Origin of the sequence: Pseudooceanicola onchidii (genome assembly GCF_004959925.1) — a bacterium.
Lineage (GTDB): Bacteria > Pseudomonadota > Alphaproteobacteria > Rhodobacterales > Rhodobacteraceae > Pseudooceanicola > Pseudooceanicola onchidii.
Window position 1 is genome coordinate 232,905 of sequence record NZ_SPUW01000002.1, and the last position, 15,574, is coordinate 248,478.

Below are 15,574 nucleotides of genomic sequence, written 5' to 3' on the forward strand. Positions count from 1 at the left end.
AAAGCATTGAGACACGGTCGGCATCCTGATAATGGGCATGTCGACCGAAAAACCCTTTGGGAGAGTTATTATGGCGGAAAACGCGAACGGTGCGGCGCAGGAAGCCCCGCAAGTGAAAATGAACGTGCTGACCCAGTACGTGCGCGACATGTCCTTCGAAAACATTCTGGCGCGCAAGCAGGCCTCGGGCCAGGTGCAGCCGGACGTGAAGGTGCAGGTGGCGCTGGACGCCCAGAAGCGTGACGCCGCGAACCAGTACGAAGTGACGATCAAGCTGACCGTGCGGTCGAACGCACAGGGCACCGAAGACCCGCTGTTCGTGCTCGAGCTGGAATATGTCGGCCTGTTCAACATCGAAGGCGTGCCGGACGATCAGCTGCACCCGTTCCTTCTGATCGAATGCCCGCGGATGATCTTCCCCTTCGTGCGCCGCATCGTGTCCGACGTGACCCGCGACGGTGGCTTCCCGCCGCTGAACCTCGACAACATCGATTTCGTCGGCCTCTACCGGACCGAACTTCAGCGCCGCGCCGCAGAACAGCCCGCAGCCCAGGCCTGATTTCAGGACTGAAACTGCTTCCAGACAGCGCCGTCGCCCAGCTTGGCCACAAATTCGGCATGGGCGGCGGCTTCTTCTTCCGTGATGCGTGACGGAAGAGGCGTGGGTCGCGGACGCGGACGCCAGTCGTCGTCGTCCGACCCGTTCGATCCGCGCGATGTCGTGGACAGGCCGAAATCCGGCTGCTTGCCCCCGATCAGTTCCAGATAGACTTCCGCCAGGATCTCACTGTCGAGAAGCGCGCCGTGCAGCGTCCGCGAGGAGTTGTCGATGCCGAACCGACGGCACAGCGCATCGAGCGAGGCAGGCGAGCCGGGGAAGCGTTGCCGGGCGATGGCCAGCGTGTCGATCGCCTGATCGAACGGCAGCTGGCGCAGGTTGAGCCAGCCAAGTTCGGCGTTCAGGAATTTCATGTCGAAGCTGGCGTTGTGGATCACCAGCTTGTCGTTCTGGACGAAATCCAGGAACCCCTGCGCGATCTCGGCGAATTTCGGTTTGTCGCGCAGAAAATCATCGCCCAGCCCGTGAACCTCGAAGGCCTCCTGCGGCATGCCACGTTCGGGATTGATATAGACGTGGTAGGTCTTGCCGGTGGCGACGTGGTTCCACAGTTCGACCGCGCCGATTTCGACGATCCGGTCGCCCTGTTGGGGATCGAAGCCTGTCGTTTCCGTATCAAGGACAATCTCACGCATTTTCGATCTTTTCCCTGATTTTCGCGACAATGGCCCGGACCTGATCGCGGGCATGGTCGAGAGTATCGGTGATGATGACGTGATCCGCCAGTGCGCGCTTTTCCGCATCCGGCATCTGCTTTTCGCGGATCATGTCGAACTGCGCTTCGGTCATGGTGCCGCGGGCGAGCACCCTGTCGCGCTGCGTGTCGGCGTCGACGGAAACGCAGACCGTGGTATCGACCAGCTTGTGACCGCTGCCTTCGAACAGAAGCGGAATGTCGAGCACGACGATGTCCGCGTCGGTCGCGGCGATGAAGGCCTGGCGATCTTCGGCGACAAGCGGATGCACGATCTGTTCGATGCGGCGCAGGGCGGTCGGGTCGGCAGCGATCGCCGCCTTGAGCCGATCGCGAGACACCGCGCCATCGATGATCGCGTCCGGAAAGGCCACCTGCATGGGACCGACGGCCGCACCGCCCGGAGAGTAGAGGCGATGCACGGCGGCGTCAGCATCCCAGACGGCACAGCCTTCTTCGGCAAACAGCTTGGCCGTGGTCGATTTCCCCATGCCGATGGATCCGGTCAGACCGACAAGATAGGTCATGCCAGCACCGCCTTTCGGGTTTCTTCGGTCACCTCGGGGCGCACACCGAACCAGCGTTCGAACCCGGGCACCGCCTGATGCAGCAACATGCCAAGGCCGTCGACGGTCGTGCAGCCCACCTGGGACGCGGTCTTGAGGAGTTCGGTCTGCAAAGGCGTATAGACGATGTCGGTGACCAGGTGATCCGGCGACAGCGCCGCGAGGTCGAGCAGAAGGGGATCCTTGCCCGCCATCCCGAGGGACGTCGTGTTGACCACGGTCAGGCAGTCGGTGATCTGCGCGGCGGCATCCGCCCAGTCGACCACGGTTACGGCAGGACCAAAGGTGGTCGCCAGATCCTTTGCCCGGGTGCGGGTGCGGTTGGTCAGCCGGATCTCGGGGACGCCAGCGTCGAGCAGCGCGACGATGATCGCGCGGGCCGCGCCGCCGGCGCCAAGGACCAGCGCGGGCGCAGAGGCGGGCTGCCAGTCCGGCGCATCCTGATGGAGGTTCGAGATAAATCCATACGCATCGGTATTGTCTGCATGGATCACGCCATCGTCTTGAAACGTCACGGTATTTGCGGCGCCGATCCGCCGAGCGGTATCTGTCACGACATCGGCAATTTTCAGAACCTGTTCCTTGTGGGGCAGGGTGACGTTCGCGCCGACGAACCCCATCCGGGCCATGGTGCGCAGGACGGTTTCGAAATCTTCGGGCTCGACATGCGCGGGAACGTAGTGGCCCGGCAGGTCATGCTGGGTCAGCCAATGCCGGAACAGGTGCGGCGACCGGGAATGGGCGGCGGGGCAGCCGATGACGGCGGCCAGGGGGATGCGGGGCAGGGCGGTCACTGGTCGATCACTCCTCGATCGGCGAGGTATGTCAGAAGGGGAAGATATGGCAGGCCGAGGACCGAAAAATAATCTCCGTCGATCCGTGCAAAAAGCCGCGCCCCTTCGGCTTCGACCATGTAGCAGCCGACCGACTGGCCGACCGTAGGCCAGTTGCGGGCCAGATAGGCGTCGAAAAAGGCGTCGGACAGCGGGCGCATGGTCAGTCGCGCCTCGCCCACGAACCGCCAGATCGGGCGGGCTTCGTGGAAGATGACGGCTGCTGAGTGGAGCTTGTGCGTCTTGCCGGAGAGCTGGCGAAGATGGTCGGCGGCCTCATCGCGGGTGGTCGCCTTGGACATCAACTGACCTTCAAGGTCGAGCACCTGGTCACAGCCCAGCACGAAATCCTCCGGGCATTTCTGACCCATGCGCTGTGCCTTGGCCTCGGCCAGGGCGTCGGCGATGTCGCGGGGACGGGTGCCTTCGGCCAGCAGTGATTGCTTGATCGTCTCTTCGTCGACCGGAGCGGTCCGCACGGTGAAGGGCACGTTGGCGCGGGTCAGAAGCTCGGCCCGGATGGCAGAGCCGGAGGCAAGGATCAGGTCCGGCATGTGGATAACTTCCGGGATTACGTTAGGAGTTTGTTAAGGACTGTTTCTGTAAGATCCACAGACCGGAGACAAGGGGTGGGAAACCATCCCCGTTCTCCCGCGCCATCCCTGCATCCATCCCTCTGGGGGGAAGGATAACTTGGGTGGCGTGGATGACACCTGTCTTCCCCGCATCATCCCGAACTTGCCACAGAGATTATCCCAAGACCCATCTGGACCGGGATTAAGACGCAAATCATTGTTTTGAATTGGTTTATTCTGAGGTCTTACACAGACCACGGGCAAGTTCACACATGGTCATCCACAGGATGTGGCAGAATGTGGGCAAGATTGTGGCGAAGCAGGTAATCCACAGGTTTTGGCGTCCCTACAATATTCATCAATCTTTTCTTCTTTTATATTTATTATTAGGGAGGCCCTATGACTGACCTGCTCGCGTCCCTCTATCCCTGGACCAAGTCCCTGCACATCATGTCCGTGATTGCATGGATGGCGGGGCTGTTCTATCTGCCCAGGCTTTTCGTACACCACGTGGAACAAGCGGATAACGCGCAGATGCGCGAAACGTTCCAGATGATGGAAAAAAAGCTGCTGAAGCTGATCATGAACCCGGCCAGCATCGCGACCTGGGTCTTCGGGCTGATGCTGGTGTTCACGCCCGGTATCGTCGATTGGGGCATGGTCTGGCCCTGGACGAAGGCGGTGGCGGTGATCGCGATGACCTGGTTCCATCATTGGCTTGGCAAGCGTCGGAAGGACCTTGAGGCCGGTACGAACAGCGTGACCGGCCGACAGTACCGGATGATGAACGAAGTGCCGACGCTGCTGATGGTCGTGATCGTGCTGTCGGTGGTGGTGAAGTTCTGAAGCGTTGACTTTGGGGCCGCCGGTCCCTAATTACCGCGACCAAGCCGCCCGTCCGGGTGGAGCGATTCCCCATTCTGACCAGACTGCGTGCCCCTTGGGCCGGTCGCCGGAGTTTTCCATGACTATCAACCGTCTGAATCTGTCCGATCTGAAGGCGAAGAGCCCGAAGGACCTTCTGTCGATGGCAGAAGAGCTGGAGATCGAGAACGCCTCGACCATGCGGAAGGGCGAGATGATGTTCCAGATCCTGCGCGAACGCGCGGACGAGGAGTGGGAGATCGGCGGCGACGGCGTGCTTGAGGTACTGCAGGACGGCTTTGGGTTCCTGCGCTCGCCCGAGGCGAACTATCTGCCGGGTCCGGATGACATCTATGTGTCGCCTGACATGATCCGCCAGTATTCGCTGCGGACCGGCGATACGGTCGAGGGGCTGATGAAGGAGCCCGATGAGAACGAGCGCTACTTTGCGCTGACCTCGGTCCAGAAGATCAACTTTGAAGAGCCGGAGCGGGCCAAGCACAAGGTGTCGTTTGACAACCTCACGCCGCTCTATCCGGATCAGCGCCTGAAGATGGAAATCGAGGATCCGACGATCAAGGACCGGTCGGCCCGGATCATCGACCTTGTGGCGCCGATCGGGAAAGGGCAGCGGTCGCTGATCGTGGCGCCTCCGCGGACGGGTAAGACGGTTCTGCTGCAGAACATCGCGCATTCGATCGAGACCAACCATCCTGAGTGCTACCTGATCGTCCTGCTGATCGACGAACGTCCGGAAGAAGTGACGGACATGCAGCGGTCGGTGAAGGGCGAGGTCATTTCCTCGACCTTCGACGAACCGGCGACGCGTCACGTGGCGGTTTCGGAAATGGTGATCGAAAAGGCCAAGCGCCTGGTCGAACATAAGCGAGATGTTGTTATCCTGCTGGACTCGATCACAAGACTTGGTAGGGCTTTCAACACCGTGGTGCCGTCGTCGGGCAAGGTTCTGACCGGTGGTGTGGATGCGAACGCCCTGCAGCGGCCGAAGCGGTTCTTTGGTGCGGCGCGGAACATCGAAGAGGGCGGGTCGTTGACGATCATCGCGACCGCCCTGATCGACACAGGCAGCCGAATGGACGAAGTGATCTTCGAAGAATTCAAAGGGACCGGTAACTCGGAAATCGTGCTGGATCGCAAGGTTGCCGACAAACGCGTCTTCCCGGCGATGGATATCCTGAAGTCCGGTACCCGGAAGGAAGACCTGTTGACCGACAAGATCGATCTGCAGAAGACCTTCGTGTTGCGGCGGATCCTGAACCCCATGGGGACCACGGACGCGATCGAGTTCCTGATCTCGAAGTTGAAGCAGACCAAGACGAACGGCGAATTCTTCGAGTCGATGAACGGGTAAACCGGCGCCTCGGGAGGGGCGGGAATGGACACGATCTTTGCATTGGCGACGGCGCCCGGAAAAGCGGGCGTCGCTATCGTGCGTTTGTCGGGACCCTCTGCCTGGACAGCGATCGAGGACCTATGCGGGTCGGTGCCGCCGCTTCGGGTCGCATCCTTGCGTCAGGTTCGGGGATCGGGCGGAGTGCTGGACGAGGCGCTTGTCCTGGTGTTCGACGCGGGCGCAAGTTTTACCGGAGAGCAGGTCGCGGAATTGCAGCTGCATGGATCCACCGCCGTGGTGGCGGCTGTCTTGACCGAGCTGTCGGGGTTGGCTGGCCTGCGGCAAGCGGAAGCGGGGGAATTCACCCGGCGCGCGCTGGAGAATGGGCGCCTGGATCTGGCCCAAGTCGAAGGCCTGGCGGATCTTATTGATGCCGAGACGGAAGCACAGCGGCGGCAAGCGCAGCGTGTCTTGGCGGGTGAGCTTGGCGCGAAGGCGGCTGGGTGGCGGAAGGATCTGATCCGGGCCGCAGCCTTGCTTGAGGCCACGATCGATTTTGCCGATGAAGATGTGCCGGTGGATGTGACGCCAGAGGTTCGTGATCTTCTGTCAGGTGTATCGGCGAGCCTGGCGGCTGAGGTTGCGGGTGTGGGAATCGCGGAACGTGTTCGGACGGGGTTCGAGGTTGCGATTGTCGGAGCGCCGAATGTCGGGAAGTCGACGTTGTTGAACGCGCTGGCAGGGCGCGAGGCGGCGATCACGTCGGATATCGCCGGGACGACGCGGGACGTGATCGAGGTTCGCATGGACCTAGGAGGGTTGCCGGTAACCGTGCTGGATACCGCCGGAGTTCGGGATACCCTTGATCCCGTGGAGGCGATTGGTGTTCAGCGTGCTAAGGATCGTGCGCTGTCTGCCGATCTGCGGATCTTCTTGGTTGAGGAGGGGGACGCGCCGCCGTTCGACTGGTTGGAGGGAGATCTTGTCGTGGTCTCGAAATCTGATGTCGTCGGTTCTGGGGACGGACGGATTTCGTCGAGAACCGGGGAAGGCTTGGATTGGCTGGTTGGGTCGGTTCGAACTCGGCTGGAAGGTTTGGCGGCCGGGTCCGGTGTGGCGACGCGTCATAGGCACAGGCTGGCGATGGAGCGTTCCCTGGAGCGTTTGGCTGTTGCTGTTGATCTGGTAGAACGTGGGTCAGATGGCGTTGAACTGGCGGCGGAGGAGATTCGTTCTGCCGTGCGCGCTTTGGAATCTTTGATCGGTTTGGTGGATGTCGAATCCCTGTTGGACGACATCTTTTCAAGTTTCTGCATAGGAAAGTGAGAGGTGTTTCACGTGAAACATTCTGACGTCGATGTGGTGGTAATCGGGGGCGGGCACGCGGGATGCGAGGCGGCGGCAGCGTCCGCGCGCCTTGGCGCGCGGACGATTTTGGTTACGCTGAAGCGTGACGGGATTGGCGTGATGTCGTGCAATCCAGCCATCGGAGGACTTGGTAAAGGGCACCTTGTACGTGAGATAGATGCCTTGGATGGCGTGATGGGTCGCATTGCAGATCTTGCCGGGATCCAATTCCGCCTGCTGAACCGGCGCAAAGGGCCCGCAGTACAGGGGCCGCGTGCGCAAGCGGACAGAAAGATCTATCGCACCGAGATGCTTGCGGAACTTGAGGCGACACCCAACCTGCAAATCGTTGAGGGTGAGGTGGTCGATTTCCGTATGGACGGTGTTCGTGTGAGCGGCGTCGTGTTGGCGGATGGCGCGGCTATTGACGCGGGATCGGTTGTCTTGACGACCGGAACGTTCTTGCGTGGCGTAATCCATATAGGCGATCAAACGAAACCCGGCGGGCGCATGGGTGACAAACCCTCGGTCCGTCTGGCTGAGCGCATGGATAGTTTCGGGCTGAGAATGGGTCGGTTGAAAACCGGTACGCCGCCGCGGCTTGATGGACGCACGATCGACTGGTCGGTTTTGGAGCAACAGCCAGGGGACGCGGAGCCGGTGCTGTTTTCGTTCCTGTCCAAAACGGTTAGCGCCAAGCAGATCGCTTGCGGGATCACATATACCAACGAACGCACGCACGAGATCATCCGGGAAAATCTTGGACGGTCCGCGATGTATAGCGGCAATATTGAGGGGGTGGGTCCGAGGTATTGCCCGTCTATCGAAGACAAGGTCGTGCGTTTCGCTGAAAAAACCTCGCACCAGATCTTCCTTGAGCCCGAGGGGGTGGATGATCACACGGTGTACCCCAACGGGATCTCAACCTCGCTTCCCGTTGATGTCCAGGAAGACTACGTGCATTCAGTTCGCGGATTGGAGAATTCGGTTATCCTTCAGCCTGGCTATGCGATTGAATATGACTACGTTGATCCTCGATCATTGAACCTGCAATTGGGTGTGAAATCCGTGCCCGGGCTGTTTCTGGCTGGGCAGATCAACGGAACCACTGGGTACGAAGAAGCTGCAGCGCAGGGGATGGTTGCCGGGCTGAACGCCGCGAAGTCGGCCATGGATCAGGATCCGGTCGAGTTCGGTCGTACGGACAGCTATATCGGCGTTATGGTCGACGATCTAACCTCTCGCGGTGTGACGGAACCTTACCGGATGTTCACATCCCGAGCGGAGTTTCGTTTGTCGTTGCGTGCGGATAATGCCGATCAACGGTTGACGCCCCTTGGTATGGAGATTGGCTGTATTCGCCCTGCGCGGCAGGCTGAGTTTCAAGCGAAGATGGAACAGTTGGGGTTTGGCAAGGACGTTCTGACTGCCAAGGCCTATACGCCGCAAGAACTCTCGGTCGCTGGCATCAAGGCCAGTAACGACGGTTCCAAGCGGACTCTGTTCGATGTTTTGTCATTTCCTGATGTGACAATGGCGGAAGTTCAGGCTTTGGAACCGGAAGTTTCCGCTCTGGCGCCTGAAATTCGTCAGCAGCTTGCAACCGATGCGCTGTATGCGAAATATATTGAGCGCCAGTTGCGGGACGTCGATGCGTTGAAGAAGGATGAACACGAAGCCATCCCTGACGATTTTGATTTCAATGCGCTGGTGGGTTTGTCGAATGAACTGAAAGCCAAGCTTGTTCAGTTCCGGCCGACGAACTTGGCTCAGGCTGGTCGCGTCGAAGGGATGACTCCGGCGGCGTTGACGTTGATCCTTGCTCGCATTCGAAAGGCCAAAACGGATGCCAGAAGGCTGCAAGCTTGATGGACATCTCGAGTGTTTCACGTGAAACAAATGATCGGCTGAAGACCTATCTGACGCTGCTTGAAAAGTGGTCGCCAAAGATAAATCTTGTTTCTGCGGCCACCCTTGCGTCCGCATGGGATCGTCATTTCGTCGATTCCGCACAGCTGGTCAGCTTGGCTGAGGTCAAAGACGCGCATTGGCTCGACATCGGCAGCGGAGGCGGCTTTCCCGGCATGGTGGTCGCCATCATCCTGGCCGAGAACGATCCTTCATCGCACGTGTCTTTGTTGGAATCCGACCAGAGGAAATGCGTGTTTCTGCGGACCGTTGCCCGAGAGGTCGGCATAAAGGTCGACGTGATCAATGCGCGGATCGAAAGCGCGCCTCCGATCGGCGCGGATATCATCAGCGCGCGGGCTCTCTCATCGCTCTCGACCCTTCTAGGATTTGCGCAGCGTCATGGAAAAAACACGACGACGCTTCTTTTTCCGAAGGGGCGAAGCTGGAAAACCGAAATTGAGGATGCGCAGCGTGAATGGCGCTTCACTCACTCCGTTCATCCAAGTAACACCGATGCAGAGGCCGTCATACTGAGAATCGAGGAAATCGAGCATGTCTGATCTGTTGACCGTCCATGGTCCCAAGATTGTCGCGATCGCAAACCAGAAAGGTGGGGTGGGGAAGACCACGACGACCATTAATCTTGCTGCGGCGCTGGCTGAAATGGGCCACAACGTTCTCATCATCGATCTTGATCCGCAGGGCAACGCGTCGACCGGACTGGGTATTGAAACGGACGCCCGGGAAAACACGACATACGAATTGTTGCTGGACGACGCGGCATTGGAAGACGTGATCCTAAAGACCGAGGTTGAAGGCCTTTCGATCGTCCCGTCGACCGTCGATCTCAGTTCGGCCGACATCGAACTGATCGCCAATGAAAAGCGCAGCTTTCTTCTGCGCGACGCACTCCGCCAGCCCGCGATGGAGCGCTACGAGTTCGACTACGTCCTGATCGATTGTCCGCCCTCGCTCAACCTTCTGACTGTCAACGCCATGGTTGCGGCGCATTCCGTCCTCGTGCCGCTGCAAAGCGAATTCTTTGCGCTCGAGGGTCTTTCGCAGCTCATGCTGTCGATCCGGGAAATCCGCCAGTCGGCGAATTCCAAGCTCAGGATCGAAGGTGTGGTTCTGACGATGTACGACGCACGCAACAACCTGTCCCAACAGGTCGAGGCCGACGCGCGCGACAACCTCGGGGACATCGTTTTCACGACGAAGATCCCGCGCAATGTTCGCGTTAGTGAGGCGCCCTCCTACGCGATGCCGGTTCTCACGTTCGATACCACGTCCAAGGGCGCACAGGCTTACCGGGCCCTGGCCCAGGAATTCATCAAGAAAAACGAAGCTGCAGACGCGTAAGGGGAGGATCAGATGAGCAACAAACCAAAGAACCGGGGTCTTGGGCGTGGCCTGTCCGCATTGATGGCGGATGTATCAAATGACCAGGTTGAGACCAGCGAAGCATCCGCCCCGCGTCGTGCCGACACGATCGTTCCGATTGAACAGGTTCGGCCGAACCCCGATCAGCCGCGTCGCACGTTTACGGAAGATCAGCTGAACGAACTTGCGCAGTCGATAAAGGAAAAGGGGATTATCCAGCCCCTGATCGTGCGCCAGGTCGGAGGCGACTATGAAATCGTCGCCGGGGAACGTCGGTGGCGGGCTGCGCAGATCGCCAAGCTGCACGAAGTGCCGGTCATCCTTCGGGACTACAATGACACCGAAGTGCTCGAAGTTGCGATTATCGAGAACATTCAGCGGGCCGATCTTAACCCGGTCGAAGAAGCGGCCGGGTATCGCCAGTTGATGGACAAGTTCGGTCACACGCAGGAAAAGCTGGCCGAGGCTTTGGGCAAAAGCCGCAGCTACATCGCCAACCTTTTGCGTCTGTTGAACTTGCCCGAAGACGTGCAGGAGATGTTGAAGGCGGGCAAACTGACCGCGGGCCACGCACGCGCCTTGATCACGGCTGAAAATCCGTCGACCCTTGCGGCACGCGTCGTTGCCGGAGGCTTGTCCGTACGAGAGACGGAGCGGCTGGCCAACGAGACGAAGTCAGACCCGAAACCGGCGAAACCATCCACGCCGCGGGAAAAGGACGCGGACACGAAAGCGCTGGAAGGCGACCTGTCGGCGGCTTTGAAAATGAAGGTCACCCTGTCACATGAACCCGGCACCGAAAGCGGAACGATGACGATCCGGTACCTGTCGCTGGATCAGCTCGACACGCTGTGCCGCATGCTCAGCGGGGAGCATTAGGGCGCGTCCATAGAAACGCCAGAACGCAACTCAGCGTCAGGGCCTGGATCGCGATCAACTGCCACCGAAGTCCCAGGGCCAGAGACAGGCCTAGGACGGCCAGGCAGCTGACCGTGGCCAGGCCCTTCGCACGTCTGGAAATCGCGCCATATTGTTGCCAATCACGAATTGGCCCGCCAAATCTGGGGTGATCCAACAACCAGTTGTGTAACCTCTCAGATGATCGGGCAAAGCAAAAGGTGGCCAGCAAAAGGAAGGGCACGGTCGGGATCAGTGGCAGGACGACACCGATCAACCCGCACAGCAGGCTCACTCCTCCCAACCCGGCCCAGACAAACCGCATGGCTCACTCCAACAGCGTTGCGATGACAGAGTTCAGAACCAAACGGCCCCGATCCGTAACCCTCAGGATATTGGCCTCGACCTCGACCATTCCAAGATCCTGCAGCGACCCGATTGCCTGCGGTGACACGGGGCGGCCAGCCAGGTCTTGATACCGCCGCATGTCGACACCATCGACCAGACGCAGCCCCATCAGCATGAATTCAGTGGCCTGGTCCTCGGTCGTCAGAACAGACCGTCCGGCGTCGCCGCTGCCTTGATCGACGGCGTCGAGCCATCCATTTGGCATCCGGATCGCCTCGGTCGCAAAACGTTTGCCATTCAGGGTCAGACGTCCATGCGCGCCGGGACCGATCCCGACATAATCGCCATACCGCCAATACAGTGTGTTGTGCCGTGATTCCGCGCCGGGGCGGGCATGATTGCTCACTTCGTAGATGGGAAACCCGGCGTTGGTCGTGACCTCTTGCGTGATGTCGTACATCGCGGCGGCCGAATCCTCGTCCGGCAGGCCGCGTAGCTTGCCGATACGGTAGCGGTCGCCAAACGCGGTGCCGTCCTCGATCGTCAACTGGTACAGCGACAGGTGATCCACGGCGAGATCCAGGGCCCGGCCAAGTTCGGCGCGCCAATCCTCGGGCGTCTGATCCTGCCGTGCATAGATCAGATCAAAACTCACACGATCAAAGACTGACCGGGCAATATCGAAGGCGCGCAGGGCCTCATCCACGGAATGGATCCGACCCAGCCGTTGAAGATCACGGTCATTCAGCGCCTGCACGCCCATGGACACACGAGACACACCGGCGCCGAAATAGTCTCTAAACCGACCGGATTCAACGGAACCGGGGTTGGCTTCAAGCGTGACTTCCAGATCATTCGCCTGCGGCCAGCGCATCCGGATCCGATCCAGGATGGCTGCGACCGTGGCGGGATCCATCAGGCTGGGTGTGCCCCCGCCGAAGAAAATCGACCGGACCACGCGGCCCGGGGTTTCCGCGGCGTGACGGTCGATCTCGTTCAGGTAGGCGCGGCGCCAGCGGTCTTCGTCGATCTGTCGCGAGACATGAGAGTTGAAGTCGCAGTAGGGGCACTTGGCCGCGCAGAAGGGCCAGTGGATATAGATGCCGAACCCGCCGGCTTCCCAATCCTCAGTCAAAGCAGCCCGTCACGAGCTTGCGAAAGGCATCGGCGCGATGCGACATGTCATGCTTTTTCGCCGGATCCATTTCGCCGAACGTTTCGGTCTCGCCATCGGGCAGGAACACGGGATCAAAGCCAAAGCCCTGATCGCCACGCATCGGCCAGACCACCTGACCGTCAACGCGGCCTTCAAAAACCTCGTCATGGCCATCGGGCCAGGCCAGGACCAGCGTGCAGTTGAACGCTGCAGTGCGCGGGGCAGGGGCGTTGCGCTCTTCCAGCAGGGTCCAGACCTTGGTCATCGCCATGGGAAAATCGCGGCCGTCTGGCGTTTCGGCCCAATCGGCGGTGTAGACGCCCGGCGCGCCGTCCAGTGCGTCGACCGTGATGCCGCTGTCATCGGACAGGGCGGGCAGGCCGGTCGCCCTGGCGGCATAATGCGCCTTGATCCTCGCATTGCCGACAAAGCTGTCTTCGGTTTCCTCGGGCTCGTCCAGACCATGATCGCCGGCCGAGGTCACGGAAATGCCGAAGGGGGCCAGAAGCTCCGCGATCTCGCGAAGCTTCCCCTTGTTGTGGCTGGCGATGACCAGCTCGGTTCCGGTGAACTTACGCACAGGCGGCCTTCTGGATTTCGACCAGCTCGCCGACGCCCTTTTCGGCAAGGTTCATCAGCTCGTCCATCTGGGCCCGGGTAAAGGTCGCGCCCTCGGCGGACATTTGCACCTCGATCAGCTGTTTCGATCCGGTCATGATGAAATTGCCGTCGACGCCCGCATCGCTGTCCTCGGGATAATCGAGGTCAAGGACCGGCTGACCGGCGTAGATGCCGCAGGATACAGCCGCGACCGGATCGACCAGCGGATCAGAGACGATATCGCCGGCCTTCATCAGCTTGTTCACCGCAAGGCGCAGGGCAACCCAGCCGCCGGTGATCGACGCGCAGCGGGTGCCGCCATCGGCCTGGATCACGTCACAGTCGATCGAAATCTGGCGTTCGCCCATGGCGACGCGATCAACGCCCGCGCGCAGCGAGCGACCGATAAGCCTTTGAATTTCAACAGTTCTTCCGCCCTGTTTGCCGGCGGATGCCTCGCGCCGCATGCGGGACGAGGTCGACCGGGGCAGCATGCCGTATTCGGCCGTCACCCAACCCAGGCCCGAGCCCTTGATGAAGGGCGGCACGCGGTCTTCGATGGTCGCTGTGCAGATCACATGCGTGTCGCCGACCTTGATCAGGCATGACCCTTCTGCATGTTTCGTGATCCCGGTTTCGATTGAAACCGCGCGCATTTCGCTTAATTCTCGTCCTGATGGTCGCATGGGGCAAACTCCTTATCGACTTCGGGATAGTCCCGGGGCGACAGATAAGGCAACCCCGGACTGAAACCACGCGAAACTGTCTGATCTCTGGATGAACGACACGACCAAAATTCTCGAAGACCTGAACGACCGCTCGCGCGAGGTGTTTCGTCGCGTGGTCGAAGGTTACCTTGCCAGCGGCGAACCCGTGGGGTCGCGCACGCTGACGCGGCTGATGAACGAAAAGGTGTCGGCCGCGACGATCCGCAACGTGATGCAGGATCTTGAATTCCTCGGTCTGCTGGGATCACCGCATGTCAGCGCCGGACGGATCCCGACGCAGCAGGGGCTGCGGATGTTCGTCGACGGGCTGCTCGAGGTCGGGGATCTTCAGACCACGGACCGTGCCATGATCGACGCCACCGTCGGGCCGAACGGTGGCGATGTCGGCGGGTTGCTTGACCGGATCGGATCGGCGCTATCGGGCGCGACGCAGGGCGCGTCGCTGGTTCTGGCGCCCAAGCACGAAGCGCCGATCAAGCATATCGAATTTGTCAGCCTTGGCCACGACCGGGCGCTGGTCGTCCTGGTCTTTGCCGACGGTCACGTCGAAAACCGCATCTTCACGCCGCCGCCGGGCCAGACCCCCAGTTCGATGCGCGAGGCGGCGAATTTCCTGAACGCCATCATCGAAGGCCGCACGCTGAGCGAGCTGAGCCGCGTGATCGCGGAAGAAATCGCGCGGCGCAGGCAAGAGATCGACAGCCTTGCCCGTGACCTGATCGATTCGGGGTGGGCCGAATGGGACGATCAGGGCGCGCGTCACGAACGTCTGATCGTGCGCGGCCGGGCCAATCTGCTGGGCGATGACTCGGCCGAGGAAGACCTGGACCGCATCCGCACACTCTTTGACGATCTGGAACGCAAACGCGACATTGCCGATTTTCTGGATCTGGCCGAAGGCGGCGAGGGTGTGCGCATTTTTATCGGCTCAGAGAACAAACTTTTTTCACTTTCGGGTTCCTCTCTGGTGGTCTCTCCCTATATGAACGCGGATCGTAAGATAATCGGTGCGGTCGGCGTGATTGGGCCGACCCGGCTGAACTATGGGCGGATCGTTCCGATCGTGGACTACACCGCACAGCTGGTCGGCCGGATGATCGCGGACCGGACATAGAGGTGAGACATGGCGAACCCTGAGAACGACGATTTCCTCGATGACGTGGACGCCGCCGAGGCGGAAACCTACGCGGATGATCTGGAAGAGTTCACGGACGAAGCGCTTGAGCTGGACGAGCTGAAGGCTGAACGGGACGAACTGAAGGACAAGTGGATGCGCGCGATGGCCGAGGCCGAAAACGCGCGCAAGCGGGCTGACAAGCAGCGCCGCGAAGCCGAGATGTACGGCGGGTCCAAACTGGCCCGCGATCTGCTGCCAGTCTACGACAACATGGTCCGTGCGCTGGATGCGGCGGGCGAGAAGACGGAAGAGAATTCGGCGTTGATCGAGGGCGTCGAGCTGACGATGCGCGAACTTCTGAACACCTTCAAGAAGCACGGAATCGAGCCTATTTCGCCCGAAGTCGGCGACAAGTTCGATCCGAACATCCACGAAGCCATGTTCGAAGCCCCGGTGCCCGGGACCAAGGCAGGCGAGATCATCCAGGTCTCGGCCGAAGGGTTCTGGCTGTCCGACCGCCTGCTGCGCCCGGCGCAGGTCGGCGTGTCGTCGATGCCGGCGAGCTGACCCGGTCCTGCCTCC

General features: G+C 60.5%; 18 protein-coding genes. 10 read left to right on the forward strand and 8 right to left on the reverse strand.

The features are described 5' to 3' along the window. Window positions 1-70 precede the first annotated feature (70 nt). Window positions 71-559: a protein-export chaperone SecB gene (secB, locus tag E4S58_RS09035; protein ID WP_136636089.1), complete on the forward strand. Its 489-nt coding sequence runs from the start codon at window positions 71-73 to the stop codon at window positions 557-559. A 2-nt stretch (window positions 560-561) separates the two neighbouring features. Here the strand turns inward: secB and dnaQ are convergent, their stop codons facing one another. From dnaQ to E4S58_RS09055, 4 genes are read right to left on the reverse strand one after another with little or no spacing between them, the layout of a single operon-like run. After that, complete coding sequence (gene dnaQ, locus E4S58_RS09040; RefSeq protein WP_136636090.1) at window positions 562-1,254, reverse strand: DNA polymerase III subunit epsilon; 693 nt, start codon at window positions 1,252-1,254, stop codon at window positions 562-564. Continuing rightward, window positions 1,247-1,840 carry a dephospho-CoA kinase gene (gene coaE / locus E4S58_RS09045; protein WP_136636091.1) on the reverse strand — a complete coding sequence of 198 codons (594 nt, stop codon included), beginning with the start codon at window positions 1,838-1,840 and terminating at the stop codon, window positions 1,247-1,249. Before coaE ends, dnaQ begins: the two co-directional genes overlap by 8 nt. Continuing rightward, window positions 1,837-2,673 carry a shikimate dehydrogenase gene (locus E4S58_RS09050; protein WP_205965370.1) on the reverse strand — a complete coding sequence of 279 codons (837 nt, stop codon included), beginning with the start codon at window positions 2,671-2,673 and terminating at the stop codon, window positions 1,837-1,839. The genes coaE and E4S58_RS09050 overlap by 4 nt, the downstream gene beginning before the upstream one ends. Beyond that, window positions 2,670-3,266, reverse strand: coding sequence for a Maf family protein (locus E4S58_RS09055; protein ID WP_205965371.1), 597 nt, complete (start codon window positions 3,264-3,266; stop codon window positions 2,670-2,672). The genes E4S58_RS09050 and E4S58_RS09055 overlap by 4 nt, the downstream gene beginning before the upstream one ends. Window positions 3,267-3,686: 420 nt before the next feature. On the opposite strand from E4S58_RS09055, the gene hemJ reads away from it, so the two are divergent. The 7 genes from hemJ (at window position 3,687) to E4S58_RS09090 (ending at window position 11,025) form a co-directional block, all read left to right on the forward strand. Beyond that, window positions 3,687-4,133, forward strand: a complete 447-nt coding sequence (gene hemJ / locus E4S58_RS09060; RefSeq protein WP_136636093.1) for a protoporphyrinogen oxidase HemJ — start codon at window positions 3,687-3,689, stop codon at window positions 4,131-4,133. Between the two features lie 118 nt (window positions 4,134-4,251). Continuing rightward, window positions 4,252-5,523 (forward strand): transcription termination factor Rho, encoded by a 1,272-nt coding sequence (gene rho, locus E4S58_RS09065; RefSeq protein WP_136636094.1) that lies wholly within the window; start codon window positions 4,252-4,254, stop codon window positions 5,521-5,523. Window positions 5,524-5,547: 24 nt separating this feature from the next. Further along, complete coding sequence (gene mnmE, locus E4S58_RS09070; protein WP_136636095.1) at window positions 5,548-6,831, forward strand: tRNA uridine-5-carboxymethylaminomethyl(34) synthesis GTPase MnmE; 1,284 nt, start codon at window positions 5,548-5,550, stop codon at window positions 6,829-6,831. Between the two features lie 12 nt (window positions 6,832-6,843). Further along, on the forward strand, window positions 6,844-8,721 hold the full coding sequence (gene mnmG, locus E4S58_RS09075; RefSeq protein ID WP_136636096.1) for a tRNA uridine-5-carboxymethylaminomethyl(34) synthesis enzyme MnmG: 1,878 nt from the start codon (window positions 6,844-6,846) through the stop codon (window positions 8,719-8,721). Further along, window positions 8,721-9,323 carry a 16S rRNA (guanine(527)-N(7))-methyltransferase RsmG gene (rsmG, locus tag E4S58_RS09080; protein WP_136636800.1) on the forward strand — a complete coding sequence of 201 codons (603 nt, stop codon included), beginning with the start codon at window positions 8,721-8,723 and terminating at the stop codon, window positions 9,321-9,323. Before mnmG ends, rsmG begins: the two co-directional genes overlap by 1 nt. Beyond that, window positions 9,316-10,125 (forward strand): ParA family protein, encoded by an 810-nt coding sequence (locus E4S58_RS09085; protein WP_136636097.1) that lies wholly within the window; start codon window positions 9,316-9,318, stop codon window positions 10,123-10,125. Before rsmG ends, E4S58_RS09085 begins: the two co-directional genes overlap by 8 nt. Before the next feature lie 12 nt (window positions 10,126-10,137). Continuing rightward, a complete protein-coding gene (locus tag E4S58_RS09090) occupies window positions 10,138-11,025 on the forward strand; it encodes a ParB/RepB/Spo0J family partition protein (RefSeq protein ID WP_136636098.1) in 888 nt (295 codons plus the stop codon). On the opposite strand, the gene E4S58_RS09095 is transcribed toward E4S58_RS09090, so the two are convergent. The 4 genes from E4S58_RS09095 to rph are packed head-to-tail and all read right to left on the reverse strand — an operon-like array spanning window position 11,009 to window position 13,833. Further along, window positions 11,009-11,368, reverse strand: coding sequence for a YbaN family protein (locus E4S58_RS09095; protein WP_136636099.1), 360 nt, complete (start codon window positions 11,366-11,368; stop codon window positions 11,009-11,011). The genes E4S58_RS09090 and E4S58_RS09095 overlap by 17 nt on opposite strands. 3 nt (window positions 11,369-11,371) lie before the next feature. Beyond that, window positions 11,372-12,526, reverse strand: a complete 1,155-nt coding sequence (gene hemW / locus E4S58_RS09100) for a radical SAM family heme chaperone HemW (RefSeq protein ID WP_136636100.1) — start codon at window positions 12,524-12,526, stop codon at window positions 11,372-11,374. Then, entirely contained in the window at window positions 12,519-13,127 is a 609-nt protein-coding gene (gene rdgB, locus E4S58_RS09105; RefSeq protein ID WP_136636101.1) for an RdgB/HAM1 family non-canonical purine NTP pyrophosphatase, read from the reverse strand. Before rdgB ends, hemW begins: the two co-directional genes overlap by 8 nt. After that, the gene (gene rph / locus E4S58_RS09110; RefSeq protein WP_136636102.1) at window positions 13,120-13,833 is read right to left on the reverse strand and encodes a ribonuclease PH; all 714 of its coding nucleotides are present in this window, start codon (window positions 13,831-13,833) and stop codon (window positions 13,120-13,122) included. Before rph ends, rdgB begins: the two co-directional genes overlap by 8 nt. Window positions 13,834-13,924: 91 nt before the next feature. Between rph and hrcA the strand changes: the two genes are divergently transcribed. Together hrcA and E4S58_RS09120 are read left to right on the forward strand one after the other, a co-directional pair. Next, complete coding sequence (gene hrcA / locus E4S58_RS09115; RefSeq protein WP_136636103.1) at window positions 13,925-14,989, forward strand: heat-inducible transcriptional repressor HrcA; 1,065 nt, start codon at window positions 13,925-13,927, stop codon at window positions 14,987-14,989. Between the two features lie 9 nt (window positions 14,990-14,998). Then, complete coding sequence (locus E4S58_RS09120) at window positions 14,999-15,559, forward strand: nucleotide exchange factor GrpE (protein WP_136636104.1); 561 nt, start codon at window positions 14,999-15,001, stop codon at window positions 15,557-15,559. Window positions 15,560-15,574: the final 15 nt, after the last annotated feature.